This is a genomic window from Pseudoxanthomonas sp. CF125, assembly GCF_900104085.1.
Lineage (GTDB): Bacteria > Pseudomonadota > Gammaproteobacteria > Xanthomonadales > Xanthomonadaceae > Pseudoxanthomonas_A.
Genome location: NZ_FNLD01000003.1, coordinates 417,262 through 442,658 on the forward strand (window position 1 = coordinate 417,262; position 25,397 = coordinate 442,658).

The following is a 25,397-nucleotide window of genomic DNA, read 5'->3' on the forward strand; positions in this document are numbered from 1 at the left end:
ACATTTTCGTGCTCACCGGATGCAAGCGCAGCCGGCGAACGTGCGACGTCAGTCCTGCTCTTCCGGCGGCAGCACCATGGCCTCCGGATCGACCGACAGGCGCCCCGCCATCAACACCGCCTGAGTGCGGTTGGTGACCCCCAGCTTGCGCAGGATGGCGGTGACGTGGGCCTTGATGGTGGCCTCGGACACGCCCAGATCGTAGGCGATCTGTTTGTTCAAACGGCCCGCACCCAGCATCTGCAGCACGCGGAACTGCTGCGGGGTGAGGTCGCGCAGACGCTGGGCCACTTCATACTCGTCGCGGCCGATACCGGGCGCGGCCAGCGCTTCCGGCGGCGCCCAGCGTTCGCCGTCCAGCACCAGGCGGATCGCTTCGCCGATCGTTTCCGAGGCGGCCGACTTGGGGATGAAGCCCAGGGCGCCATGATCCAGCGCGCGCCGCATCACGCTGGGCTCTTCGCGTGCGGACACCACCACCACTGGCAGTTGCGGATGCAGCACGCGCAGGTGCACCAGCGCATTGAAGCCCTGCGCGCCCGGCATGTTGAGGTCCATCAACAGCAGATCGGCGTCGGGATGCGCGTCCACCAAGGCATAGAGCGCATCGACGTTGTCGGCCTCGTGCAGTTTCACCCCCGGCATCACCCGCTGCACCGCGCCACGCAGGGCTTCGCGGAACAGGGGGTGGTCGTCGGCGATGAGCAGGGTGGTCATGGGTCTCTGCGAATCCGCTGAGCCGATTTCCCGGTGTCGTCATCCCAGCGAAAGCTGGGATCCATTTTGATCTCCGGCTGTTCCGGCCAATACGAAGTCAAAATCAAGATGGATCCCAGCTTTCGCTGGGATGACGATGGAAGGATAGTCGCGGATCGCAGTTTCAAGGTCTATTTCACCTTGCGCTCTGCCACCAGTGATTCGACCACGGAGGGATCGGCCAGAGTGGAGGTGTCGCCCAGCTGATCCGGCGCGTTCTCGGCGATCTTGCGCAGGATGCGGCGCATGATCTTGCCCGAACGCGTCTTCGGCAGGCCCGGCGCCCATTGCAGATGGTCCGGCGAGGCGATGGGACCGATCTCCTTGCGCACCCAGGCCACCAGTTCCTTCTGCAGCTCGTCGGTCTGCGCTTCTCCCGCGATCAGGGTGACGTAGGCGTAGATGCCCTGGCCCTTGATGTCGTGCGGGAAACCCACCACTGCCGCTTCGGCCACCTTGGGGTGCGATACCAGCGCGCTCTCCACCTCGGCGGTGCCGATGCGGTGGCCGCTGACGTTGATCACGTCGTCGACGCGGCCGGTGATCCAGTAGTAGCCGTCTTCGTCGCGACGGCAGCCGTCGCCGGTGAAGTAGGTGCCTGGATAGGTGCGGAAATAGGTATCGATGAAGCGCGGATGGTCGCCGTAGACGCTGCGCATCTGGCCAGGCCAGGAATCGAGCAGCACCAGATTGCCTTCGGCGGCGCCTTCGAGGATTTCGCCGTTGGCGTCCACCAGCGCAGGCTGCACGCCGAAGAACGGCAGCGTGGCCGAACCGGGCTTGAGGTCGATGGCGCCGGCCAGCGGAGTGATCAGGATGCCGCCGGTTTCGGTCTGCCACCAGGTATCGACGATGGGGCAGCGCGAATCGCCCACCACCTCGTAGTACCAGCGCCAGGCCTCGGGATTGATCGGCTCGCCGACGCTGCCCAGCAGGCGCAGCGAGCTGCGCGAGGTCTTCTTCACCGGCGCCTCGCCTTCGCGCATCAGCGCACGGATGGCGGTAGGGGCGGTGTAGAAGATCGTGACCTGGTGCTTGTCGATGACTTCCCAGAAGCGCGACACGTTGGGATAGTTGGGCACGCCCTCGAACATCACCGCGGTGGCGCCGTTGGCCAACGGGCCGTAGACGATGTAGCTGTGCCCGGTGACCCAGCCGACGTCGGCGGTGCACCAGTAGATGTCGTCCTCGCGCAGGTCGAACACCGCCTCGTGGGTGTAACTGGCGTAGAGCAGATAGCCGCCGGTGGTATGCAGCACGCCCTTGGGTTTGCCGGTGGAGCCGGAGGTGTAGAGGATGAACAGCGGATCTTCGGCGTTCATGCGCTCGGGTTCGCATTCGGCCGGCTGGCCTTCGACCACCGCGTCGAACCAGCGGTCGCGCGGCATCTGCATGTCCACCGCGCCGCCGGTGTGGCGCACCACCAGCACGGTTTCCACCGTATTGGTGCCGGGAAGCTTCAAGGCAGCATCGACATTAGCCTTCAGCGGCACCTTCTTGCCGCCGCGCAGGCCTTCGTCGGCGGTGATGATGAGCTTGCTGGCGCAGTCGGCCACGCGGTCGGCGATGGAATTGGGGGCGAAGCCGCCGAACACTACCGAGTGGATGGCGCCGATGCGGGCGCAGGCCAGCATCGCCACCGCCGCGTCGGGGATCATCGGCAGATAGATGGTGACGCGGTCGCCTTTCTGCACGCCCAGGTTGCGCAATGCGTTGCCCAGCCGGCAGACGCGTTCGTACAGCTCGCGGTAGCTGACGTTGTAGGAGGGACTGTCGGGACTGTCGGGTTCGAACAGCAAAGCGGTCTTGTCGCCGCGCGTGGCCAGCTGCCGGTCCAGGCAGTTGACGCTGGCGTTCAATTCGCCGTCGGCGAACCAGCGGATATGGAAGTCCTTGAGGTCATAGCTGACGTCCTTGATCTGCGTAGGCGACTTGAACCAGTCGAGCCGGGTCGCGGCCTGTCCCCAGAATTTTTCCGGGTCTTCGATGGATTCCCGGTAGTCGCGCTCATAACCATTGCGGTCGATGCGCGCCTTGGCGGCGAATTCCGGATTGACGGGATACAAATCGGACATTGGGCCCCTCCCTGCAGACCAGTGCTGCAAGCGTTGGTGATGGTGATGGTGATGGACAGGATGTTAAAGGAAGCGATGCGCGTCAGTTTGACGCATTCGCCGATGACGCGTTGCAGCAACGCCCTTAGACCATCGTCGTATCCGTACGCATAGGCCGCCATTCATGCGGTCGCTTTCGACTAATGGCGAATAGGCGCGGCCGACGGTCGCGCGCAGTCTGCGGCGCAACCGTGCGCTCTGCGCGGCCCATCACGCATTATCGGGAGAGGGATAATGAGCAAACGCATCGCATCGATGTCGCGGCGACCCTTGGCTGCGGCACTGTTCGTGGCGCTGATCGCGCCGGGCATGGCTTTGGCCGAGACCAAGAAAGAAAAAGAACTGGAGGCACGCATCGCCCAACTGGAACAGCAGGTCCAGGCCTTGCTGTCTTCGCAGCAACAGCAACAGACGGCGATCGCGCAAACGCAGACCCAGATCACCGAGGTCAAGACCGCGCAAGCGGCGCCGGCCGACGGCAAGCCGCGCATCCAGACCGGGCCGATCATGCCGGGCGCCAACCCGGGCACGTCGTTCACCTACGGCGGCTTCATCAAGATGGACGGCATGTACACCGACACCAGCGACGGGCGCATCGCCGATGGTTCCTCGGGACGCCTGTTCTACCTGCCCAGCAGCATTCCGGTCGGCGGCCCCACCGCCGATGGCGGCGATCCGTACACCGACTACCACGCGCAGTTCTCGCGTTTCTGGTTCAGCGCCGACCACACCACCGACAAGGGCGACAAGATCAAAGCGTATATCGAAGCCGACATGTTCGGCGGCGGCAGCAACGCCCTGGCCGGCAACGAAACGGCTACCAACACTTATGCGGTCTCGCTGCGCCAGGCCTATGTGAGTTGGAACGGCTGGCTGGCCGGCCAGACCTGGTCCAACTTCCAGGACGTGGCGGCGATGCCGGACGCGGTGGACTTCGTCGGCACCACCGACGGCACCATCTTCGTGCGCCAGGCGCAATTGAGATACACCAAGGGTCCGTGGTCGTTCTCGGCGGAAAACCCGCAGACCACCGTCACCCCTTATCTCAACAACGGCGCACGCTTCAACAGCGGGGACAACGTGGCCCCGGACATCACCGCGCGCTGGATCACCAAGGGCGATTGGGGCCATTTCACCGTCGCCGGCCTGTTGCGCCAGTTCAAGTACCTGGATGAAACCGACACCGGCGGCGCGGTCAGCGTGTCGGGCAAGTTCAACTTGGGCAAGAGCGACGACATCCGCTACGCGGTCAATGCCGGCAGCGGCATCGGCCGCTATCTGGCCTTCGGCTTGGGCAGCGACGTGGTGGTGGACGCCAATGGCGAACTCAACGCGCTGGACGGTTACGGCGGTTTCGTTGCCTGGCGCCATGTGTTCTCGCCCAAACTGCGCAGCAACTTGATGTATTCGGCGGCGATGTTCGACAACGACAAGGCCATCACCGGCTTTGGGGTGACCGAACGCGCGCAGTCGTACCACGCCAACCTGATCTATTCGCCGTTCCCGAAACTGGATATCGGCGCCGAACTGATCTTCGGCCAGCGTGCGCTCGAGGATGATCGCGAAGGCGACCTGCGGCGCATCCACACCCACGTCAAATACAGCTTCTAACGGCAGCATCCCAATAGGAACTCCGACATGTCAACGACAGCAAACGCCGCATTGCCCGCGGGCAAACCGCTGACCGCAGGCCACAAGAAGGTCATCTTCGCCTCGAGCCTGGGTACGGTATTCGAGTGGTACGACTTCTATCTGTACGGATCGCTCGCCGCGATCATCGCCAAGCAGTTCTTCTCGGCATTGAATCCGGCCAGCGCCTTCATCTTCGCCCTGTTGGCTTTCGCCGCCGGTTTCGCGGTGCGCCCGTTCGGCGCGCTGGTGTTCGGCCGCATCGGCGACATGATCGGGCGCAAGTACACGTTCCTGGTCACCATCGTGATCATGGGCCTGTCGACGTTCCTGGTCGGCATCTTGCCCAGTTACGCCACCATCGGCGTTGCGGCGCCGGTGATCCTGATCGCTCTGCGCATGTTGCAGGGCCTGGCGCTGGGCGGCGAATACGGCGGCGCAGCCACCTACGTCGCCGAGCATGCCCCACAGGGCAAGCGCGGCTTCTACACCAGCTTCATCCAGACCACAGCGACCTTGGGCCTGTTCCTGTCGTTGCTGGTGATCCTGGGCTGCCGCTATTTCCTGGGCACCGAGGCATTCGAAGCCTGGGGCTGGCGCATTCCGTTCCTGCTGTCGGTAGTGCTGTTGGGCGTGTCGGTATGGATCCGTCTGCAGCTGGCCGAATCGCCCTTGTTCCAGGAAATGAAAGACCAAGGCAAGACTTCCAAGGCGCCGATCACCGAGAGCTTCTTTTCCAAGAACGGCAAGATCGCACTGCTGGCCCTGCTGGGCGCCACTGCCGGCCAGGCCGTGGTCTGGTATGCGGGTCAGTTCTACGCACTGTTCTTCCTCACCCAGACCTTGAAGGTCGAAGCCACTACGGCCAACCTGTTGATTGCGGGCAGCCTCATCATCGGTACGCCGTTCTTCATCTTTTTCGGCTGGTGGTCGGACAAGATCGGCCGCAAGCCGATCATCCTGGGCGGCTGTCTGATCGCCGCACTGACGTTCTTCCCGATCTTCAAGGGACTCACGCACTACGGCAATCCGGCAATGGAAGAAGCGGTAGCGACCAGCCCGGTGGTGGTGATGGCCGATCCGGCGACCTGCAGCTTCCAGTTCGACCCGGTGGGCAAGAAAGTGTTCACCAGCAGCTGCGATATCGCCAAGGCCGCACTGGCCAAGGCGGGCGTGACCTATTCCAACCAGGACGCGGCGGCCGGCACCGTGGCTCGCATCAACGTGGGTACGGCGACGGTCGAGGCATTCGAAGGCGCCGGTCTGGATCCTGCGGCGTTCAAGACCAAGACGGAAGATTTCGGCAAAGCGCTGAAGGCCGACCTGACCACCGCCGGCTATCCTGAGAAGGCCGACCCGGCACGCATCAACAAGCCGATGGTGCTGTTGCTGCTGACCATCCTGGTCATCTACGTAACCATGGTCTATGGGCCGATCGCGGCGTGGCTGGTGGAGCTGTTCCCCACCAAGATCCGCTATACGTCCATGTCGCTTCCGTACCACATCGGCAACGGCTGGTTCGGCGGCTTCCTGCCCACCATCGCCTTCGCCATGGTGGTGGCCAGCGGCAACATCTACCAGGGCCTGTGGTATCCGATCGTGATCGCGGCGATGACCCTGGTGATCGGCACGCTGTTCCTGCCGGAAACCAAGGACGTCGATATCACCAAGTAAGCAATACCCCTGCGTCGCCGGACCCGGTCCGGAGTACCCAGCGCCGATCCGGAAGGGTCGGCGCTTTTTTGTGGGCGTAGAAGGAAACGCGCGCGTTTACTGAGGCGGGGCAGCGAGCTCTCTTGCGCTCAAATAGCCGTCGCGGTCTACGTCCTGCTTCTTGAACGTGGCAGCCAGACGCTCGCGGTGCTGCTGGCGTGTGATCGCCTGGCCTTTGCCGCCGGGAAGTTCGTCGGCGGTAAGCACGTCATCGCGGTTGAGGTCGCGCGCGTCGAACGCGTAACTCATCCAGTCCAGATATTCGGTCAGGCCGACGCGGCTGTCGCCATCGCCGTCCATGCGCGCAAGGTAGTCGCTGGTCGCATTGACCTGGGCGAAGACCGGAAGCGGCGCCAACAGCGCTATCGCGAAACAGAGACGTTGCATGGCAAGCATGCGGGCATTGTAGAGCCGAGCTTGCCCGGCTGCGGTTTGCCTGGTATCAAAGCAGCCGCGCAAGCTCGGTTCCACAGAGGACCGGAGCGGCCTCAATGCGCGGCCAGCGCGTAGCCTTTCAGGCGCATCGAATATTCCTGCAGCGCGCGGATGCCGCTGGCTTCGGCTTCATGGCACCAGGCCTGCAGCTGCTTCAATCGCTCGGACGCGTCGTGCGTGCGCGCTTCCAGCAGCGCGGCCAGGCGCGCGCGGTGTTCGACCAGCGCCTGGATGCGGGGGCGTTGCGACACCCAGCTGTGCAGCTGTTCGCGCGCTTCGGGTTTCAACCAGCGACCATCGTCGGCCAGCCCCTTGCGCAGCCTGCGCGGCAACAATCTGCGCAATTTCTCGCCGGCAAGACGGGCTTCTTCCTTCAACGCCGGTTTCAGCACGTTGCGCTGGTAATCGGTCATGGCCAGGAAGCGGTGCGACAGCAGCGCTTTCAACGTATCGCCGTCGGGCACCGAGATATTCGGACGGATGTCCAAAGTGGGCGCCACGCGCAACACCTTGGCCAAACCCACCGCTTCCATCGCCTTGATCGCGGCCCAGCCGATATCCACTTCCCAGCGCCGCATCGAGAAGCGCGCCGAGCTGGGAAACGCATGGTGGTTGTTGTGCAGCTCCTCGCCGCCGATCCACACACCCCAAGGGGTCAGGTTGGTGGAGGTATCGGCCGATTCGAAGTTGCGGTAGCCCCACCAATGGCCAAGGCCGTTGACCACGCCGGCGGCCCAGAACGGGATCCACGCCATCTGGATGGCCCATAGCGCGATGCCCGGCACGCCGAACAGGAGCGAATTCACCAACAGCAATGCGATCGGACCAGCGGTGGGATGGGCGGTGTAGAGATGGCGCTCGATCCAGTCGTCCGGCGCGCCCTTGCCGTATTGCTCTATGTCGGCGCGCTGCCAGCGCGCTTCGCGATAGAGCTCGACGCCGCGCCAGAACACGTTGCCGATACCCTTGAACTGCGGGCTGTGCGGATCTTCCTCGGTTTCCACCTTGGCGTGGTGCTTGCGGTGGATGGCCACCCATTCCTTGGTGATCATGGAAGTGGTCAGCCAGGTCCAGAAACGGAAGAAGTGGCTGACCAGCGGATGGAAATCCACGCCGCGATGGGCCTGGCTGCGATGCAGGTACAAAGTGACCGAGAAGATGGTCAGCTGGGTGAAGACCAGCAGCACGGCAAGCATGCCCCACCAGCCGGGCGCGAGCAGGCCGCCGGACAGGAAATCGAACAGGGCTTGGGGCAGAGCGGGCATGGCGGGTTTCCTTGGGACCGGCGGGAAAATGAACGGCGGGATGCGTTGCCGATGCGATAATCATGGGGCCTGCCGGTCCGGTTTTCACCCGTCGCCCGCGTATGGTGTCCGTCCGCCCCGCCCACACCGGAACCCGCATATTTCTCTCCCCAACCCCTTCGCCGCCGCCGATCTTTCGCCGCAGGCGCCGCCTCCGTTGATCGAACTGGATCGTGCCACCGTGGTGCGCGGCCAGGCCACCGTGCTGGACGCGCTGACCCTGCGCATCGTCGCTGGCCAGCACACCGCGTTGCTGGGCCCCAACGGCTGCGGCAAATCCACCTTCATCAAGCTGATCAACCGCGAGCTGTATCCGCTGGCGCGCGAGGGCGAGGCGCCGGTCAAAGTGATGGGACAGCAGCGCTGGGTGGTGAACGAACTGCGTGCCCGCCTGGGCGTGGTCACCGGCGACTTGACCCGCGACCTGCAGGACATGCCGCACCTGGACGTGGAAACGGCCGTGCTCACCGGTTTCTTCGCCAGCTTCATGCTGCCTTCCGATGCGGAAGTCAGCGAGCCCATGCGCGAACGCGCGCGCGAGGCGTTGCAGCGCGTGGGCGCCGGCGCGCTGATCGCGCGGCAGGTCACGGAAATCTCAACGGGCGAAATGCGCCGCGTCCTGATCGCGCGTGCCTTGGTGCACCAGCCGCAGGCGCTGCTGCTGGACGAACCCACCGCTGGGCTCGATCTGGTGGCGCAACGCGATTTCCTGCAACTGCTGAAGGAGCTGGCCGGGCAAGGCATCACCCTGGTATTGGTGACGCACCATATCGAGGAGATCGTCGCCGAAATCGACCGGGTCATTCTGTTGCGTGGCGGCGGCGTTTATGCGGATGGAACTCGTGCCAGTACGCTCACCTCCGAGAATCTTTCCGCGGTGTTCGGGGGCGAGTTGCGGGTGCGGCGGGAAGGCGAGCGCTATTTCGCTTCAAGTACATAACGACAAAAACCCTGTCGTCATCCCAGCGGAGGCTGGAAGCGCTCTTCGACAGCCGAATGGCTGGTCATCCATCTTGATCTTGCTTCACGCGTCTCTATTGTTTGAATTGCAGAGCAAAGATCAAAGTCAAAATGGATCCCAGCGTTCGCTGGGATGACGATACGAAAACTTGACGGTACGCGACGACCGACTCAGACACCCCCATGCCCGAACTCCCCGAAGTAGAAACCACCCGCCGCGGCCTGGCCCCGCATCTGGAAGGCAAGCGCATCCGTGGCGTGGTGCTGCGCCGGCCCGATCTGCGCTGGCCGATCCCCAGGGAGATCGAAAGCGTCCTGCCCGGCCAGCGCATCGACGCGGTGCGCCGTCGCGCCAAATACCTGCTGCTGGATACCGAAGCCGGCAGCGCCCTGCTGCATCTGGGCATGACCGGCAGTTTGCGGGTGTTGCCGGCAAGCACGCCGGTGACCGCGCACGATCATGTCGACCTGCAACTCAGTTCCGGCCGGGTGATGCGCTTCAACGATCCGCGCCGTTTCGGCAGCCTGCTCTGGCAGCCGGCGGGCGAGACCCACGAACTCCTGCGCGCGCTGGGGCCCGAACCGCTGGCGGACGAATTCGACGGCGACTATCTGTTCGAACGCAGCCGCAATCGCAAGGCGCCGGTGAAGACCTTCCTGATGGACCAGGGCATCGTGGTGGGCGTAGGCAATATCTACGCCGCCGAGAGTCTGTTCCGTGCGGGCATCTCGCCGCTGCGCGCCGCCGGCAAGGTATCGCGCGAGCGCTATGCGGCCCTTGCCGCGGCGGTGAAGGACGTCCTGGCCTACGCCATCACCCGCGGCGGCACCACGTTGCGCGACTTCATCAGTCCCGACGGCGCGCCGGGCTATTTCGAACAGGAGCTCTCCGCCTACGGACGTGGCGGGCAGCCTTGCCCCAACTGCGGGCGGCCGTTGAAATTCGCCAACATAGGCCAGCGCGCCAGCGTCTGGTGCGGCCACTGCCAGCGCTGACCTGCCGCGCTCACGCCGGGCACGACGTTTGGGGCTATATTCCGTCCCTGCATTTCTTGGGGAAGGGACGATGGCGGACGCAGCAGATATCACCGTATGGCTGGACTCGGCGCGCAGCGGCGACCGGGCCGCGCTGGACCACGTGCTGTCCACGCTCTACCAGGAGCTCCACACCATGGCGCGGCGCCAGCTGTCCGGCCAGCACGGCTATACGCTGGATGCCACCGCGCTGGTGCACGAGTCCTACCTCAAGCTGATCGGCAGCAGCAGCAACGCCAAGTTCGACGACCGCGCGCATTTCTTCGCCTATGCCGCTTCGTCGATGCGCAGCGTGGTGGTGGACTACGCGCGCAACCGGCTGGCGCGCAAGCGCGGCGGCGATCTCAAGCGCGTGGCCGAGATTCCCGAGGACGTCGAAGGCCCGCTGCGCCTGGATGAAGACATGCTGGCGCTCAACGATGCGCTGGACAAGCTTTCGGCCGCCGACGAGCGCCTGGCCCAGGTGGTGGAAATGCGCTACTTCGCCGGCCTGTCCGAATTGGAAATCGCCGAATTGCAGCAGCGCTCGGAGCGCAGCATCCGACGCGACTGGCAGAAGGCCCGGCTGTTCCTGTTGGCGGCGATGCAGGACGACTGACCCGGGCTCGGTCTAGGGCCTGTTAACGCTATTGGGATAGGTCCCGCCGTGCCTGAGTGCGTACGGGGCAAGGAAGAATGAGGAAATGTATGCCGATACATGCCCGAGTGATGACGCGGCCCCGTGCGCACTCAGGCACGGCCCTTCGGGTTGCGCCGCCGCAGCGGTCAGACGCTCGCGCGCGGCTTGAACAGGCGGCCAGCCTGTCGCGGCGCCGCGCACAAGCGTCTGACCGCTGCGGCGGCGCAACGTGACCTATCCCAATAGCGTTAACAGGCCCTAGCGCGCCCATGGACGCCGAGCGCTGGCAACGCCTGTCTCCGCTGCTCGATGTGCTGCTCGAGCTCGGCGCCGAGGCGCGCGCGAAACAGTTGCAGATCCTGAAGGCGGAGGACCCCGAACTCGCCGAGGATCTGGAAAAACTGCTGGCGCTGGAAGACGACAGCGATGATTTCATGGTCCAGCCGCTGCTGGACAAGCCGGGCCAGCCGCAAACCGGGACCATGGTGGGGCCGTACCGGATGGAATCGGTGCTGGGCGAAGGCGGCATGGGCATGGTCTGGCTGGCCTCGCGCGCCGATGGCCTGTACGAGCGCAAAGTCGCGCTGAAGCTGTTGCGGCCGGGCCTGGCCGACCCCAACCTGCGGCTGCGTTTCAGCCGCGAGCGCGAAATCCTGGCGCGGCTGGCGCACCCCAACATCGCGCGTCTGCTGGATGCCGGCATCGGCAGCGAAGGGCAGCCTTATCTGGCCCTGGAATACGTGCAGGGCATTCCCATCACCGACTACTGCCAGGCCCACGGCCTGTCGATAGACACACGGCTGAAACTGTTCCTGCAGGTTTGCGAAGCGGTCAGCCACGCGCACGCCAACCTCATCGTCCATCGCGACCTCAAGCCGTCCAACATCCTGGTCACACCTACCGGCGAAGTGCGCCTGCTGGATTTCGGCATCGCCAAACTGCTGGACGACAACGAACCGGTACCCGTGCATCCGCGCACCGAGGTGCGATCGTTCACCCTGCATTACGCGGCGCCGGAGCAAGTGCGCGGCGAACTGGTCACCACCATGACCGACGTGTATTCGCTGGGCGTGGTGCTGTACGAGCTGCTGGCCAACACCAAGCCCTACCGCCTGCGCCGGCAGACCGACGCCGAATGGGAGCAGGCCATCCTCGCGGTGGAACCGCTGAAGCCGTCGCTGGCCGCGCAACGCCCCACCGACGGCGGCCTTGTTCAAGCCAACGCCAGGCGCCAGGCCCGGCGGCTCAGCGGCGACCTGGACAACATCGCGCTCAAGGCCCTGGCGAAATTGCCCGAACACCGCTACGCCTCGGTCGAAGCGCTTTCGCAGGATCTGCAAAGGCACCTGCAAGGCAGGCCCGTGCTGGCCAGGCCGCAGAGCCTGAGCTACCGGGTACACAAATACGTTTCGCGCCATCGCCTGGGGCTGGCGGTCGGTGCGGTGATCGCGTCGGTATTGCTGCTGGCGCTGGCGGCCAGCGTCTGGCAAAGCCGGCAAGCCATGCGCGAGACCGCGCGCGCGCAGGCGATGCAGGATTTCGTGATCGGATTGTTCGACAACGCCGGCGTGGCCCAGCAGGGCAATATCTTCGATGCGCGCAAGCTGCTGGTGGCCGGCGAGCGCCGCGGCGAACGCGAACTGGCCGACCAGCCGCTGGCGCACGCTGAATTGTTAGGGGTGATCGCACGCCTGCGCATCGGCCTGGGCGACTACCAGGAAGCATTGGCGCTGATCGAGCGCCAGGACACTTTGTTGGCGCGGACGGATTCGGCGTCGGCGGGGCTGCGCCTGGAAGCGGTGACCCAGCATGGCCGTACCCTGCGCCTGCTCGACCGCACCAAGGAATGCCTGCAAGTCATGGCGCCGTTCGAATCGCTGGTTCCGGGCATACGCGCGCAACCGGCGCAGCAGGCGGACTTTCTTTCCCAGTACGGCCGTTGCCGGCGCCTGATCGGCGAGCGCCAGACGGCCCAGCATCTCTACGAGCGGTCGCTGGCGCTGCGCCGCGAACTGAAGGACGAGACCGGCGTCGCGGAAAACCTGTACGACCTGGCCTTGATCGACAACGATCTGGGACGCACCGACGATGCGCTGGCCGGCTACGACGCGGCATTGCAGCATCTGCGCAAACACGTAGGCGCGCGCAACGCGCTGACTGTCGAGATAGAAACCAGTCGCGGACGCCTGTTTCGCGCAAGAGGCGACACCGATCTTGCGCGCGATACCTTCCGCCAGGCCCTGTCCATCGCCGAAGAAGTCCATGGCCCGCAGCATCCGGTCACCCTGACCATCCGGCGTTTGCTGGTGGCCATCCAGGTCGACCAGGAACACTACGCCGAAGCCGAACAGCAGATCGAACCGCTGTACCGGCTGACCTTGAACGCGCTGGGGCCCAACCATCGGGAAACCGGAATGGCATTGAATACGCGGGGCGTGATCGCCTTCGAGCTGGGACGCATGGACGAGGCGATCGCCGACGTCGCCGAAGCGGTGCGCATCTGGCGGGGGGCGGCCGGTTCGCAGAACCTGCACGGCGGCCTGTTCAATTACGGAATGATCCTGCATGGCGCCAGGCGCGAGGACGAAGCGCTCAAGGCGCTGCAGGAATCGCGCACGCTGCGCGCCACGCAGTACGGCGCCAGCGACTCCTCGGTCGGCGAAGCCGACCGCATGATCGGCGAAGTGCTCGCCGGCCAGGGCAAGCTGGACCAGGCCACCGTCTACTTCGATCGGGCGGTCAAGCTCACCCGCGTGGGCCTGGGGCCCAACCATCCGCGCACGCTGTTCGCGCAACTGTCGATGGCCCGGCAGCAGGCGCGCATAGGCCAGAGCGTTGCCGCACTCAAGACGCTGGAAGCGCTGGCCGCGCACCCGGGCGAGGACAGCGAGATTCCCAAACTGCATTGGAGCGCACGCGCCTATGCCGCCGAAGTCCGTTGCCGCGACGGCCAGCGCGAACGCGCTAGGCGCGACCTGGACGCGCTGATCGCCGAACTGCGCGCCGCCCGCCCCGACGGCGGAGTGATCACCCGCGAAGCGGTGGCGATCCGCGCCGCTTGCCGATGAAGGCGCTTGCCGAGAAGGGAAGGACTATTCCTTCGCGAACGGGAACGGCGTCTGCAGCGGATCGATGCTGCCCTCGCCACGCGCGATGCGCTTGTATTCGGCCCGGCTGACCGATACGTAGCGTTCGTTGCCGCCTATCTCGACCTGCGGCCCTTCCTGCAAGGCATGGCCCTGATCGTCCACGCGCACGGTCATGGTGGCCTTCTTGCCGGTATGGCAGATGGTTTTTATTTCGGTCAGCTCATCGGCCCACGCCAGTAGGTACTGGCTGCCTTCGAACAGCTCGCCCCGGAAATCCGTGCGCAGCCCGTAGCACAGCACCGGAATGCGCAGCTGGTCCACCACTTCGCTCAATTGCCAGACCTGGCTGCGGGTCAGGAACTGGGCTTCGTCCACCAGTACGCAATCGAGCTTGCCGTTGGCCGCGATATCCAGGGCGACCATGCGCTCCAGATCCGCATCCCGATCGAACGCCATGCCCTCCGCGCTCAACCCGATCCGCGAAGCCACCACGCCGCTGCCGGCGCGATGGTCGAGCCTGGGAGTGAGGATCGCCACCCGCATGCCGCGCTCGCGGTAGTTGTGCGCCGATTGCAGCAGGGTGGTGGTCTTGCCGGCGTTCATCGCCGAATAGTAGAAATAGAGCTTGGCCACAGCTAGGATTCTTTAGTTATTGATTTATATATATTTTTTAATCTAACTTCAGGGCCGCTGCGAGCATCCTACCCCCAAAAATACCCCAAAATGGCAGGCGTACTGCTCAGCATGCATCTTGTTTAACCAGCTAGATTGGTTATTCCAGATTTGTATCCGGACGAAATATGCGTAGCCGCTCGATTCTGGCTTGAGGTGAGAGTACTTCCAAACACTTCCAACCAAGCTCCACATACAGTGGGGTTGGGAGCTGATTAGGTTCGAGTATTGAATGAAGAATGGCAGGCAGTTGGACGCGTCCATCGGAGGGTCGCAAAGTGAGCTCCCGGTATCGATCCTGAAAGGCCCTGTACGCCTCTAAATTTTCTGCCAGAAACGCATCGTCTTCGTCCCCGGCGTCAGCTAATAGGTCTTTTTCCATAGCATTGAGGCGCGAACTTACTAACGCCTTTTCCCACAACCTCAGTCGGCCAGCGTCGACTAGCTCGGCAATCAGTAGGTCGGGGCCGTTGGGCGTTTCCCAGTGAAGGGCCTCTAAAATGGCCCGAGGTACCCTAAAGCGCCGTTTTTCATCCAGCTGAACAACAGCACTCAACACGACATATTTTGGGTCAGTTTGGCCCATTTTTGCAGCCCATGTGAACTAGCGGCGGTTGCTACAGGTAGTGCCACAGGCATGGGTTTACCCCATTATCTTGGGCCTCTGGACATCAGATCGAATAACGTATAGGCTGCATCTAGGCGCTTCGCGCTCGCGCGTTTGTAATAGCCTAGGTTGCCTTCAACAAAGAAAAAGGTAGTCCAGCTTGGGCCGGTTTGGCCCAAGATTCAAGCATTTTAACGGAGGTATTATGAGTGACCCCAGCCTGCAACTCCGTAGTGCGGAATCGATTAAGTACGGATTACTTGCCGCAAGGTCCTCAGAGGCCATAGCGCGGGCCGAGGCACACCAGGAATTAACGTCTGAGGATCAAACGATCTTGGAGGAAGCCGAGGAGTTTCTACGGCAGGTGGCCGATGGAGCTGCCTTCATTTCTACCGGTGCTCACCCCCGCGGAAGTGTTATCAGCTCGACGGACGCTTTTGGTTTCGCTCTCCAACCAGTCGAATCTTTAGACCTGTTGAAAGATCGCCAAGCGCCCGATGTGTTCAATGAGCTTGCAAGGGCAGTTCACCAGATATCAGCGGGCCAGGCCTCCACACTTGAAGAGGTCGATATAACTAATGCTCGTGCATTCTTTGACCGTCTCTACGCCTCGGCATTGGAGCTTCTGGAAATCAATCGTCTCCGGCCAGCCGCTGTAGGTCGTAGAGCACTGCTTGGCCAGCTCACCTAGCCCAGGGTTTCGTACCCTTGACTACCACCGGCTCCGCTCCGCGGAGCTGTGCCTAGCTTTACAAAATAGATTCGAAGAACTTCGCTCGAGAGACTATCCCGACGAAGGCGCTAACGAGGCGCTAGAACTTCTCGGCAGTCTACTCGCGATTCTAAGAAGGCGTATTGAAAGTTTATCTGACGAGCAGATTCTGATTATGACTAGCCGGGCAATTGTTGCGCTCGGCGAAACTCTCGAATATTTCGACAATGCAGGTACTGATCAAACCCCGAGAGGCTTGGTTTGTCTTCTTCGATCACTGTATGAGCGGCTGAATCGGCAATCTAAGTTCTTAGCTTGGCCACAGGCGGGTTACAACTTCACCATCCGTAGCCTTGTCGTCTACCTGAAAGAACTTTTTAGGTATCTAGGCGCTGACGCCGAGGTGTCAGCAGTTTTCTCTGCCTATTCAGGCCCCCAAGACCTTGTATCTTTTCCGCGTGTCGAACGAGACAACGTGGCCATGTTCTCTATTTTTGGACATGAGCTAGGCCATCCGATTGCAGATGCCTTTCTCCAGATGGAAGCAACCTCTGCCGCTCATCAGGCGAGAGGATTGCGCGCTCGGCAAGACATCATCCAGGCTTTAGGCGGCTCTCCAACAATGCCTGAGCTTCAAGCAGCTATTCAAGCAGTCTTTCAGCTTAGACGTCGTGCTTTGGAAGAACTGATATCCGACACCGTCGGAGTATATTTGTTTGGACCAAGCGCCCTGTTCGCCGGCTATCAAATTCTCATGTGGAATACTTTGGACGTGATTCCCTCGCGGCAAAACGAAGGGTATCCCCCGGGACGCATGCGGATTCGAGTTTCGTTAGAAGTTGCCAGGGCTGAGGGGCATATCGACGCATTAAGAAATCTCACAACGGACCAAGTTGTCGGACCTACCTTTTCCAATGCGGGAGTATTGCTCGATCATTTAGAACAATTAGCTTCCGACAATTCAGACGAACTCACGATTAACACTTCGCCCATTGCACGTATTGCATACGATTGGATTAGCACGACGTTGCCCAGCGCCCAGCAGTTTGCACGCACAGAATTGGCAACAGCCCGGTATGAGGACTCCACGCTGAAGCTTGAAGTACCCCGCCTAGTGGAACGCTTGAAACATGGACTTCCGCCTAATGAGATTGGGGACTCTCTTAGCCCTGTGGCGGTTGACGAACGGTCTGCGGTTTTGGCTGGTTGGCTAGTCTCACTGGAGGCATCCCAGGCGGGGACAAATCCGGACCAAGCGATAAACGAGTTAAGTCGCCTCAATGAAAAAGCATTGAAGGGACTTGAGTATGTAGTACTTCAGCGTCGTTATAGGTCGGGTACGAGGACTTCGCCTTCATGAGCGTGTTAGGGAATCAAAGGCTGATAGATGCGCTTCGAGACAGTGAACCGGAAAAACGTCTTGTAGTCACACCTTTGCTCAACCCGACCCAAGTAGGCGAGGCGTCCATTGATATTCGTCTGGGTAACGATTTTGTTGTAACGCGGCGAGGGAACCTGCCATCGATTGATCCTGCAGGCTCTGATCCAAGGTCCGCGCGGTACAACTCCCGCCACTATGCGAACTTTGGCTCAAAGTTCTACTTGCACCCAAACGAGTTGGTTCTCGCAAGTACTCTTGAGTATGTGAAGTTGCCATTCAACCTGTCTGCCTGGGTTACTTCAAGATCACGCTGGGGAAGGGTTGGACTTGTAATCGCAACAGCTACTGCGATCCAACCTGGCTTCGCTGGAACAATAACCCTCGAATTAGTGAATCTTGGCGAAGTTCCACTCGTTCTGTATCCCGGACTACTTGTCGCACAGATAATCTTTTCAGATTGCGAAGGTGCTGCCGTCTACACAGGTTCTTTCGCAGAGCAAGTCGATCCGGGCCATGGAAATGTCTCGGCTGATGTTGATATGGCTTTTTGGACACATCCTGCAAACTAGCAATAGCGCGCACTTGCCAATAGCGCGCTCGCGTGTCCTCGGCCGGCTACCGGCGTTAGCGCATGTAGGGCCGATGGCTCTAGAGGCCCACCCTGGCCAGCATAACATTCGTAATTCCGACCACCTCAAGTCTTAGGATAATGTTCAGTCACTGCTCTGAACATTGCAGTGCGCAACTGCATGCGGGTTAGCCGCAAATTTCCGCAGGGCTGGCCGTTCCGAGAGACGGCTTGGCGTATTGCCTGCCGCTGAGCTGAGCGGGAACTCTTTTCATCGTCTGAGGCATTTTCATTTGGGGTGTTGGCCTATGCGTACCTACGGCCTTGGACGCATTATCGCTTCGTCGATTTGCACACTCGTTCTGCCCGTCGTTCCATCAATCGTTACTGAGCAAAACTGAAGGAAATTACGGCCGAGAATCCCGACGAGATTAATTGAGTCCCGAGCATAGCGTTTGGCCAAGTCCGGGACGCCGGTACAGTCCACAGGGAATCGAAAGGCGAACGAACGCCCAGCGCCGTCAACGACGGGGAGCGTCAAATTGGCGATGTACTTGGAGGCCATCGTCATGCCATTGACACCGTGGACTTCCATCTTCGAATGGCTGACTAGGCTTAAGGATTCTGCTACTGCCTGGTCGATGCACATACCTGAAGCTCCGGTGTCCAAGAGCATAAAGGTTCCATGTGGAATCTCAAGGCTTCCCGATTCGCTTTGGTCCCACCAAGCCCGAATCAATGGGCCGACTTTACGGAGTGCTTCTGGTGTCAGTTGAGAGCTAGCAGTACACGGCCATGTCGTCATCACAACGCCCTTGAAGGTCGAGGCTTGATCTTTGCTATGGTAGCAGTGTAGATGTCTCACTCTGCGATATTTGGCGGTCGCAGCTGGGCGAAGCTCTCACGTCGTGGGCACTTGTGGAAAGTCACGAAATAGTTGCGCCCCAGCAAAAAACAGCGGGTTGACTTTGCGGCTATCGCGGGCGATTGCCAAACTCGTCTCGAGCGCGAGCCAGCTGCGCTCGCAACTCCCCCACGCAGAATAGGGCGGATTCATGTGCTATCCGATCGTTCTCAATGAGCGATCTAAACCTTGGGGTGTGATGCGCAAAGGCGCTGCGGCCCGACTTGTCGCGCCACTCATGAATCTCGTCCCACAGGAGGCCGGCCTGGCGTTCTGCGCCCACTAATCGTGGAAGAAACTCGGTGAAAAGATTGTCGTAGTTCCTGAGGGCGTCTTGGACCACGGATGGCTCGTGGGACAGCACGAACTGGACTTGCTCGATCTCGCGCCTAGCCGAAGCGAATAAGTTTCGGCTCTGCTCGACATGCATTAGCAATTCCGATTTGTCTTTCTCGAACGCTAGTGTCGATTCTAGTTCATGCACGCTTACGGAATGAGTGAAGGCTCGGTAGCTGATGTACGCGGATGCCAGGCTGACGACGAGCGCGAGAACCGCAATGACATCAGAATTGCCCATATCGCCAGCGCCTCATTTCAGCCGACCCGCAGCAGGGCGGCGACCCAGCGCGAATATAGCCCACCGCGCTCCGAAGGTCGATCTCAGGATTTGAGAGTCCTCAGCCAGAACCTCGCCTCAACTCTCGGGAAAGCAGGCGATGGACAGAGGCGGAATTGACTCAAGGCTACACAGGCTAAGGGCTGATCTACTCGGCATGTTGGCGGACGCTGAGGATCAGGAAGACTTTCTAGGCGGCGTTCACTGGCGAGGCAGATGTGATCGAAGACCGGGCGGTTAGGGCCGCGGACTGCCGTTATGTGCGGAATCAGCTGACCCGATCGCTCCAGCAGGTCGGCGTAACCGAAAGGCTTTGACCACGCTGGTAGCGATAAGAGCGTGTTATTACTAACAATCCCCTGCATATTTATTTCAAGCGAGAGGCTGATCGCTACCTCCGCTCGAGTACTGCTCGGCGGCCTTTATCGTTGAAGACCAAGCGGGAACGGTATTGCGCTGTCAGTTCGTCTCAGAATCGATCTGAGCAGCCGAGGTATAGACGCTGAGACTTGGAGAGGGTTCCAGCATCCCTAATACAACGCAGCTGCTGTAACTGGGTTTCCGAAGGTTGAATGGGATCAAGCGATAAATTGGCGCCCCCGGTTCTGTCCAGATTTCGCGCGTTGAACAGTCCGTCAAATTTCATGAAAAACCCGTACTCACCTGATCGATACTGTGGATCGGAAAGCTGGCTTGCTCTCGGCATGTGAAATGTAATTCCGTAAGCCCAGTCTTGCGGAGCAAAAGCGACCATCGCAATACCTTCGTGGTTGATTCGAGCGCCATGGTCGCTCACTTGGTCACCGGCGCTTTGGGGCGGGGCCGAGTCAATCAATAGAGAGCCTTTTTGTATTTCCTCATCGGTTTGGTCATCAACGATCTCGTCATTGAAGTATTTCTCCAAAGGAACTTCACGCGGGCAACCGCAACCACCGCATGCTTTCTCTATCGCCATGGAGACATACACAGGTTGATCGCGGTGTTGATCGAAGAACTCCGCGAAGTCAACCAAGGACTTGCGTTCGTCATCTGAGAGAGTAAAGGGGCTTCCCTTTGTATCGTCGCCGCATGTAAGAGAAAGAGAGAATGCAGGTATGGGCGGAAGTGGATCGACCGCCTCGCGAACTACCCTGTCCCCTATAAAGCTCGCACCAAAAAGTAGCAGCCCGACCAACAGCAAGCCGCCAACTACGACATGCAGGCTTTTCATCCCAATGTTTACGTCACGTCCACCTGCAACTGAACCGCCCGAAGCAGATACACGCACGTTGCTGGAGCTGCTAGATGGCTTAGCATCCCCATCCGCCCGGCCTCGAGGCTTCTGAACCCGCCTTTCCAACCAGAACTTGATAACCGTCCACATGCCTGCCGCTAGCGCAGCGATGCCTCCGCCCAACCAGGCCAATGCAGAGCGTGTAGCTTCGTCCCCTAAGCGATCGAGAAGCCAGTTCATCTGCGAACCCAACCTTCGTGAATGCCCCGCGGCGAGATTAAACCCTGTTAGCGCCCATAACCAGCCCAAGGCGGGTATCTTTGTAGGGGCGTACAAGGCGCAAGTTGACTTGGCCGTTGGCGCATTCTTGATCGCGCGAGTTCAGGAATTCGGGCCGTCGTCAACCGGTCTCACCTGCGCGTTATTGCTCTCGGGAAACTACGTAAATAATTCACACCAAGGTCCGAGGAATCCCGCAGATACTTGGCTAGTCCGGCAAATTCACAGCGGACCAAATTACGCCTTGCAAGCCGGGGGCCTCGACGTACTCAGCAGGTTCTCGCTGGCTCCAGCTTAGATGATGGCTAGCAGGCACAGTGCACAAGGAGCGATTGCAGACGTCTCAAGTACAGCCAAATCTTATAGTTGGGTGTTATCAGCAGTGAGGTAGAAGTTGACTTGAGATGCGCGGCGAGATGATCAGACCCTTTCGGCCTTCGCCGTCCATCAAGCATGCAATGGGTTGTCAGAGTGCAGAGGGCATCTACCACCTGATGAGCGGTGGCCGCAGCTTTCGGCCAAGAAGGAGCCGACAGGGCGGCGGTTAGTGTTAATGGCCGGTTCTTAATGGACCAGACGTTGTTCCCTCGTGCATAAGTCTAAAAGAGGTGTTAATCATGGCGACAAGTGACCGAGTCTTGCTTGATCTGACTGGCGATCAGCAGGCTGCCCTGCAGCACTTTGGATTGGAAGTGGCACAGGTCTCCGTGAATGCAAAAACCGGAGCTGCCCAACTCGTGCGTCCACGAAAGCCGGGCTTAGTACGCCTTACAACCGAGCAAACGAAGGCGCTCAAGAAAGACGTGACTGGCGCTCCTGAAATTGCTGGTTTTGAGACCAACCCCAAGACTTTTGGAATTGACCTGATAAGTGTCGCTGACAGCAGGAAGATCAAGGCTATGTGGGGCGAAGGGGGCGAGTAAGACACCGCAAAGTGGTCTTGTATTTTTCCAAGTTGCCGACGGGGGAGACACTCTGCGTATTCCCGCAGACTTCTACGTGGATGTTTGTCTCAGAACAACAGTTACGGGACATCAAATTCCGCTTTTGGAGCCGCTTGGAGCTTCGGCCAATGGACTCTCCTCCGAGTTCAAATTCCGGATACTCGAATCAAGAGTCCACTGCTACCGTTGATGAAGAAATAGCCAGCTATTTTCAGCAGTTTTCCAACGGAAACGAGCGCCCTAACGAAAGAACCCTCCTACGCAATCCAATTGTGAGCTTAACCAATCGATGTTTTCTCAAGTGCGCCTATTGTTACGTTAGCTCCCCGTCGTTCACAAAATCTCAGTTCCGGACACTGGCATACGAGTATGTCGTGTCATTCATAGATTCCCTGCTTAAAGTCGGGGGCAACGATGTTTTTTCCATCCAGTACTTCGGCGGCGAGCCTACAGTTCATAGGCAGCTTCCAGAGCTTATTAAGTACTCACGCTCGAAGAATCTTCTAGTAAGAATCTCTACAAATGGTGTTGCAGCGTGTCTTCGATCAGAACAGTACATCGCAGCCATTAAGGATGAAGGAGTTGAATGGAGAGTTAGTCTTGATTCTATTCATGAATCTGTGAATGACTACTCGAGAGGCGCAGGAACGTTCCGCTCGATCATGCGAAATCTGGAGCACCTTCACTACGTCGGCGCAAATGTTTCCTTGAAACCAGTTCTAACTCGAGAGAACATTTCTGGCCTTGAAGACTATCTTGAGTTTGCATTCTCGCATGGCTTTAAAGTCACCTATGGAACACTACTCCCGGTCGGGGATGCCATTCGCAACGGAATCAAGAGAGAGCTGAATGAGTTTCATGTCGCGCAGTATCTAGTGGAGGTTTTTTCGAGAAAACCCCATCTGATCCAGACCATAGAGTTGTCACCACTTGGATGGACGCTGAAGACGATCTTTCTTCGCGGCGCCAAAGCCTTGCCTCGATTTACACTCTATCTACACGACGACGGTAATGTCTACCCGATGGACGGGATGATTGGGCCGGAGTTTTGCCTTGGAAAAGCCGACGATTTCGATCTTGTGAAGCTTGCGAAACTTCAGTTGGAGCATGGCCTTTCATCAGAAAGATGCAGGAAGTGTTTTGTAAACGGATTCTGTTACACCGGCGACTTTCACGAGTTACGGAGCCGTGATCCTTCGATGAAAGCGGATTTTTATGCGTGCGAGGATAGGCGTGATATCTACATGCTCCTAATGAAAGGAGCGACAGAGTTTCAGAATATTGCGAGGATCATGCTGTCCTCTCATTACACACACTAAACTGGATATTCGGTTAGCTTGAGCGAATGTCCGATTTGGGTTGTGAGCGGACATTGAATTTTTATTTATCTGAAACTTCAAGGTTAGTAGCGATAAGGCGTGGTTATCGCTAGTGGCATGCCTGCACGTCGGCGAGAAGTGAAGCCGCTGTTCGAGCAATCGCATGCAAAGGTGTAAAGGTATGCACTTCAAGGCTGGCCGCCGCCTCGCCGGGTACTCAAACGGCAGCGGAGGCGGCTCAGAAACACCTACCGCAGAGCCAGACTCCTCCCGATTGCGAGGGACGCACTTGGTAGGCAACCTACACCTGCCCTGGCAGCATACGCTGCGCTGGCAATCATGTCGCTCCGCACGCTGCGGTCGCGGTTATCCCAAAGAAAAACGTCAAAGGTCGCGTCAGATGCCTAGTCGGGTCTCACTTCGTGACCTGACCTTGGCATTGCCTTGAATCACTAAGAAGCAAGAATAAGGCAACTAAGAAAGGCCAGAACGAGTGGATAAGAGAACACTCGTTTCTTGAGGTCCCAGAAAAAAATCGCCAGGCCTGTGCCGATAGGATTCAGTCATAGGTAGAGGACTCCGGCGAGAATGTCTCGTATGCGCGCACTGCCCTCCGTATCCATCCGGAGGCCCAATCTGCGTCGTAGTCGCTGAAGTTCTCTGCAAAGAACTTATCCGCCCATAAGAAGTACTCCAATACAGAGAAAGCAATGTGTCCCAAGGATGTGTACGCGTGTTCCGTAAACATGGGGTATACGGCAGTCATGCTTCCATCTTGAGCGTTGACGCTGCCCAAGAGTTCGAGTGGCTGTAAGGCCGAAGAGTGCGCGATTTCCGAGTATGAGCCATACAGAGATTTGATTTGAGTTTGGAGGGATGAGAGATTGGGCGTGCGTCTAAGCAGACCTTCAACGGATTCGACCTTCCGAAGTTCATTGAGGCGCGCCAGAAGCTCGATCTGCTTTCTTGTCAGCGTTGCCGCCTCGACTAATTCGCTATGGATTGTTAGGTCAACCGCGATGAAGTGTGTCCTTACGAAGGACACAATGAGCTTGGCAATATAGATTCCGTGCGGAATACTCCTTACATCCTTGCCGCTCATCAGAAACATTGTGGTCGCGACATATTCGTTGGCAACGGAAACTAGCGGTAGTGCATGAGGATTCTCTAAAAACTTGTTGCGCGCGATTTCCCGGAACGCATGTCGGGAACGTAAGTAGTTGTCTTGAGCCAGCTGCGGCAATGGTTGATTCATGTCAAACACTCGAATTAAGCCGGTTCGTGATGAATTGGCAAGGAGGCCGATGATACTGGGAAGCATAACGAAGCTAGTAAACCTGATGCGGGTTCCGTTCGAATAGATTTTTAGGCATCAGCGAAGTCAACACGATAGAAGACTTCATCATCCTTTCGACTTGTCTCCACCGCCCCGAATTTTGCAAGTAGCCCATTACTAGGACGACCAATCCTTGCCTTAGCTATGACCCAAGTAATTCCTCTTCGGACCGCGACGGACTTGGCTAGGACAAGAGACGCGAGAGCAATTCCCTTCCTCTGGTAATCTGGATGAATCGCAATCATTGCCTCATGCTGAAGCGTCACTGTCAGTATTCCAACGGTTATCTCGTCATACAGGATGGCTTGCGCGATCCCGCCTATTGTTTCCAAGGGCAAGATTGCTTCGGGAGGAAGCCCCGGCAACAAGAATTGCAATGCGGGACTATCGAGGTGCTCCCTTCTCAGAGACTCAAGTGAAACTGTCATTTGATCTGATGCCTAGCGTCCTAATTGGACCGACCCTTTATATCGCAGATCGTCAGATCGCAGCGATAACGCACCATCATTCTTGTTCAAAGCTGAGATGCCGTTGCCGCCTCGATTCTTTGCGATGCGTTTGATCTGCTTTGGCGTAAGGGGTTTCGCTATTCCTGGGAACCGGTCCTGCCTGCCATTGCCAGCAACTAAATCGAACATGCGTTGGAACTAAACCGGTCCGATCCTTGTTCGGAGCAATTCGAACCACACATGCGTTTTGTCGCGGTCTATGACACCCCCCGACCCCGTCATCACACTCAGTGACGTAACAGTCAGGTCGCTCTTCTTGAACACTATCCGTACGCTCCTGCCGAATTTCTCTTCCCGGATCGCGGTGATGTCTCGAAGGCTAACCGTGAGCATCGTGTCGTAACGCTGCTCGGCTTCCAGCCATTGTTGGAAGTAAATTCCCTTGGTAGTTATCAGCAAGACGCCTAACAACGGTGCCTGCTGGCTCCGAATGTCCGCGAAACCATTGGCATTATTGGCCCACGCACCAGGCTCCGATGCTAGTACCTGTCCTGCATCGGTAGGCAATTGCGCCTCTGCCAGCTGCTGGTAATTACCCTGATTAACCGGCCCAAACGAATTCAAGCCCGTCAGCAGAACCAAGCTCAGCCCGCTAAGTATCCATTGGTGCATTTTAGATCGACCTTTTGTTCTGAGAGTGCATTCTTCTAGGGATCGGATGAGTCACCATCGGCGCTTCTTGT

21 protein-coding genes are annotated in these 25,397 nt (G+C 59.3%); 11 read left to right on the forward strand and 10 right to left on the reverse strand.

Features of this window, described 5'->3' with window-relative positions:
- Window positions 1-48 precede the first annotated feature (48 nt).
- Together BLR66_RS15400 and acs are read right to left on the reverse strand one after the other, a co-directional pair.
- A complete protein-coding gene (locus BLR66_RS15400; RefSeq protein ID WP_093289009.1) occupies window positions 49-717 on the reverse strand; it encodes a response regulator transcription factor in 669 nt (222 codons plus the stop codon).
- Window positions 718-887: 170 nt separating this feature from the next.
- The gene (gene acs / locus BLR66_RS15405) at window positions 888-2,831 is read right to left on the reverse strand and encodes an acetate--CoA ligase (RefSeq protein WP_093289012.1); all 1,944 of its coding nucleotides are present in this window, start codon (window positions 2,829-2,831) and stop codon (window positions 888-890) included.
- Between the two features lie 273 nt (window positions 2,832-3,104).
- Between acs and BLR66_RS15410 the strand changes: the two genes are divergently transcribed.
- Together BLR66_RS15410 and BLR66_RS15415 are read left to right on the forward strand one after the other, a co-directional pair.
- The gene (locus tag BLR66_RS15410) at window positions 3,105-4,481 is read left to right on the forward strand and encodes a DcaP family trimeric outer membrane transporter (protein ID WP_093289015.1); all 1,377 of its coding nucleotides are present in this window, start codon (window positions 3,105-3,107) and stop codon (window positions 4,479-4,481) included.
- 27 nt (window positions 4,482-4,508) lie between these two features.
- Window positions 4,509-6,173, forward strand: coding sequence for an MFS transporter (locus BLR66_RS15415; RefSeq protein ID WP_093289018.1), 1,665 nt, complete (start codon window positions 4,509-4,511; stop codon window positions 6,171-6,173).
- Window positions 6,174-6,269: 96 nt separating this feature from the next.
- Here the strand turns inward: BLR66_RS15415 and BLR66_RS15420 are convergent, their stop codons facing one another.
- Together BLR66_RS15420 and BLR66_RS15425 are read right to left on the reverse strand one after the other, a co-directional pair.
- A complete protein-coding gene (locus BLR66_RS15420) occupies window positions 6,270-6,599 on the reverse strand; it encodes an EF-hand domain-containing protein (RefSeq protein ID WP_255402680.1) in 330 nt (109 codons plus the stop codon).
- Window positions 6,600-6,700: 101 nt separating this feature from the next.
- The gene (locus BLR66_RS15425) at window positions 6,701-7,912 is read right to left on the reverse strand and encodes a DesA family fatty acid desaturase (RefSeq protein ID WP_093289024.1); all 1,212 of its coding nucleotides are present in this window, start codon (window positions 7,910-7,912) and stop codon (window positions 6,701-6,703) included.
- A 139-nt stretch (window positions 7,913-8,051) separates the two neighbouring features.
- Here BLR66_RS15425 and BLR66_RS15430 point away from each other — a divergent pair, with 139 nt between their 5' ends.
- The 4 genes from BLR66_RS15430 to BLR66_RS15445 all read left to right on the forward strand — a co-directional run bounded on the left by BLR66_RS15430 (window position 8,052) and on the right by BLR66_RS15445 (window position 13,633).
- A complete protein-coding gene (locus BLR66_RS15430) occupies window positions 8,052-8,891 on the forward strand; it encodes an ABC transporter ATP-binding protein (protein ID WP_255402760.1) in 840 nt (279 codons plus the stop codon).
- A 203-nt stretch (window positions 8,892-9,094) separates the two neighbouring features.
- Window positions 9,095-9,907, forward strand: coding sequence for a bifunctional DNA-formamidopyrimidine glycosylase/DNA-(apurinic or apyrimidinic site) lyase (gene mutM / locus BLR66_RS15435; protein ID WP_093289030.1), 813 nt, complete (start codon window positions 9,095-9,097; stop codon window positions 9,905-9,907).
- 70 nt (window positions 9,908-9,977) lie between these two features.
- A complete protein-coding gene (locus tag BLR66_RS15440; RefSeq protein WP_093289033.1) occupies window positions 9,978-10,544 on the forward strand; it encodes an ECF-type sigma factor in 567 nt (188 codons plus the stop codon).
- A 290-nt stretch (window positions 10,545-10,834) separates the two neighbouring features.
- The gene (locus BLR66_RS15445) at window positions 10,835-13,633 is read left to right on the forward strand and encodes a serine/threonine-protein kinase (protein WP_093289036.1); all 2,799 of its coding nucleotides are present in this window, start codon (window positions 10,835-10,837) and stop codon (window positions 13,631-13,633) included.
- 24 nt (window positions 13,634-13,657) lie between these two features.
- Here BLR66_RS15445 and BLR66_RS15450 read toward each other — a convergent pair whose 3' ends face one another.
- Window positions 13,658-14,287, reverse strand: a complete 630-nt coding sequence (locus BLR66_RS15450) for a thymidine kinase (RefSeq protein ID WP_093289039.1) — start codon at window positions 14,285-14,287, stop codon at window positions 13,658-13,660.
- An 851-nt stretch (window positions 14,288-15,138) separates the two neighbouring features.
- Between BLR66_RS15450 and BLR66_RS15455 the strand changes: the two genes are divergently transcribed.
- From BLR66_RS15455 to dcd, 3 genes are all read left to right on the forward strand, one after another.
- Window positions 15,139-15,624 carry a hypothetical protein gene (locus BLR66_RS15455; RefSeq protein WP_093289042.1) on the forward strand — a complete coding sequence of 162 codons (486 nt, stop codon included), beginning with the start codon at window positions 15,139-15,141 and terminating at the stop codon, window positions 15,622-15,624.
- A gap of 196 nt (window positions 15,625-15,820) precedes the next feature.
- Window positions 15,821-17,005 (forward strand): hypothetical protein, encoded by a 1,185-nt coding sequence (locus BLR66_RS19025; RefSeq protein WP_218119659.1) that lies wholly within the window; start codon window positions 15,821-15,823, stop codon window positions 17,003-17,005.
- Window positions 17,002-17,595, forward strand: a complete 594-nt coding sequence (dcd, locus tag BLR66_RS15460; RefSeq protein WP_093289045.1) for a dCTP deaminase — start codon at window positions 17,002-17,004, stop codon at window positions 17,593-17,595. The genes BLR66_RS19025 and dcd overlap by 4 nt, the downstream gene beginning before the upstream one ends.
- Window positions 17,596-18,568: 973 nt before the next feature.
- Here dcd and BLR66_RS15470 read toward each other — a convergent pair.
- Both BLR66_RS15470 and BLR66_RS19030 read right to left on the reverse strand, forming a co-directional pair.
- Window positions 18,569-19,075 (reverse strand): hypothetical protein, encoded by a 507-nt coding sequence (locus BLR66_RS15470; protein ID WP_093289052.1) that lies wholly within the window; start codon window positions 19,073-19,075, stop codon window positions 18,569-18,571.
- Window positions 19,076-19,583: 508 nt separating this feature from the next.
- Window positions 19,584-20,567 carry a hypothetical protein gene (locus BLR66_RS19030; RefSeq protein ID WP_143014672.1) on the reverse strand — a complete coding sequence of 328 codons (984 nt, stop codon included), beginning with the start codon at window positions 20,565-20,567 and terminating at the stop codon, window positions 19,584-19,586.
- 656 nt (window positions 20,568-21,223) lie between these two features.
- Here BLR66_RS19030 and BLR66_RS15480 point away from each other — a divergent pair.
- On the forward strand, window positions 21,224-21,529 hold the full coding sequence (locus tag BLR66_RS15480) for a hypothetical protein (RefSeq protein WP_093289058.1): 306 nt from the start codon (window positions 21,224-21,226) through the stop codon (window positions 21,527-21,529).
- Window positions 21,530-21,678: 149 nt separating this feature from the next.
- Window positions 21,679-22,869: a radical SAM protein gene (locus BLR66_RS15485; protein WP_176943910.1), complete on the forward strand. Its 1,191-nt coding sequence runs from the start codon at window positions 21,679-21,681 to the stop codon at window positions 22,867-22,869.
- A 559-nt stretch (window positions 22,870-23,428) separates the two neighbouring features.
- On the opposite strand, the gene BLR66_RS15490 is transcribed toward BLR66_RS15485, so the two are convergent.
- From BLR66_RS15490 to BLR66_RS15500, 3 genes are all read right to left on the reverse strand, one after another.
- Window positions 23,429-24,124 carry a hypothetical protein gene (locus BLR66_RS15490; RefSeq protein ID WP_143014674.1) on the reverse strand — a complete coding sequence of 232 codons (696 nt, stop codon included), beginning with the start codon at window positions 24,122-24,124 and terminating at the stop codon, window positions 23,429-23,431.
- A gap of 110 nt (window positions 24,125-24,234) precedes the next feature.
- On the reverse strand, window positions 24,235-24,633 hold the full coding sequence (locus BLR66_RS15495) for a GNAT family protein (RefSeq protein WP_093289068.1): 399 nt from the start codon (window positions 24,631-24,633) through the stop codon (window positions 24,235-24,237).
- Between the two features lie 219 nt (window positions 24,634-24,852).
- On the reverse strand, window positions 24,853-25,326 hold the full coding sequence (locus tag BLR66_RS15500) for a hypothetical protein (RefSeq protein WP_093289071.1): 474 nt from the start codon (window positions 25,324-25,326) through the stop codon (window positions 24,853-24,855).
- Between the last annotated feature and the right edge of the window lie 71 nt (window positions 25,327-25,397).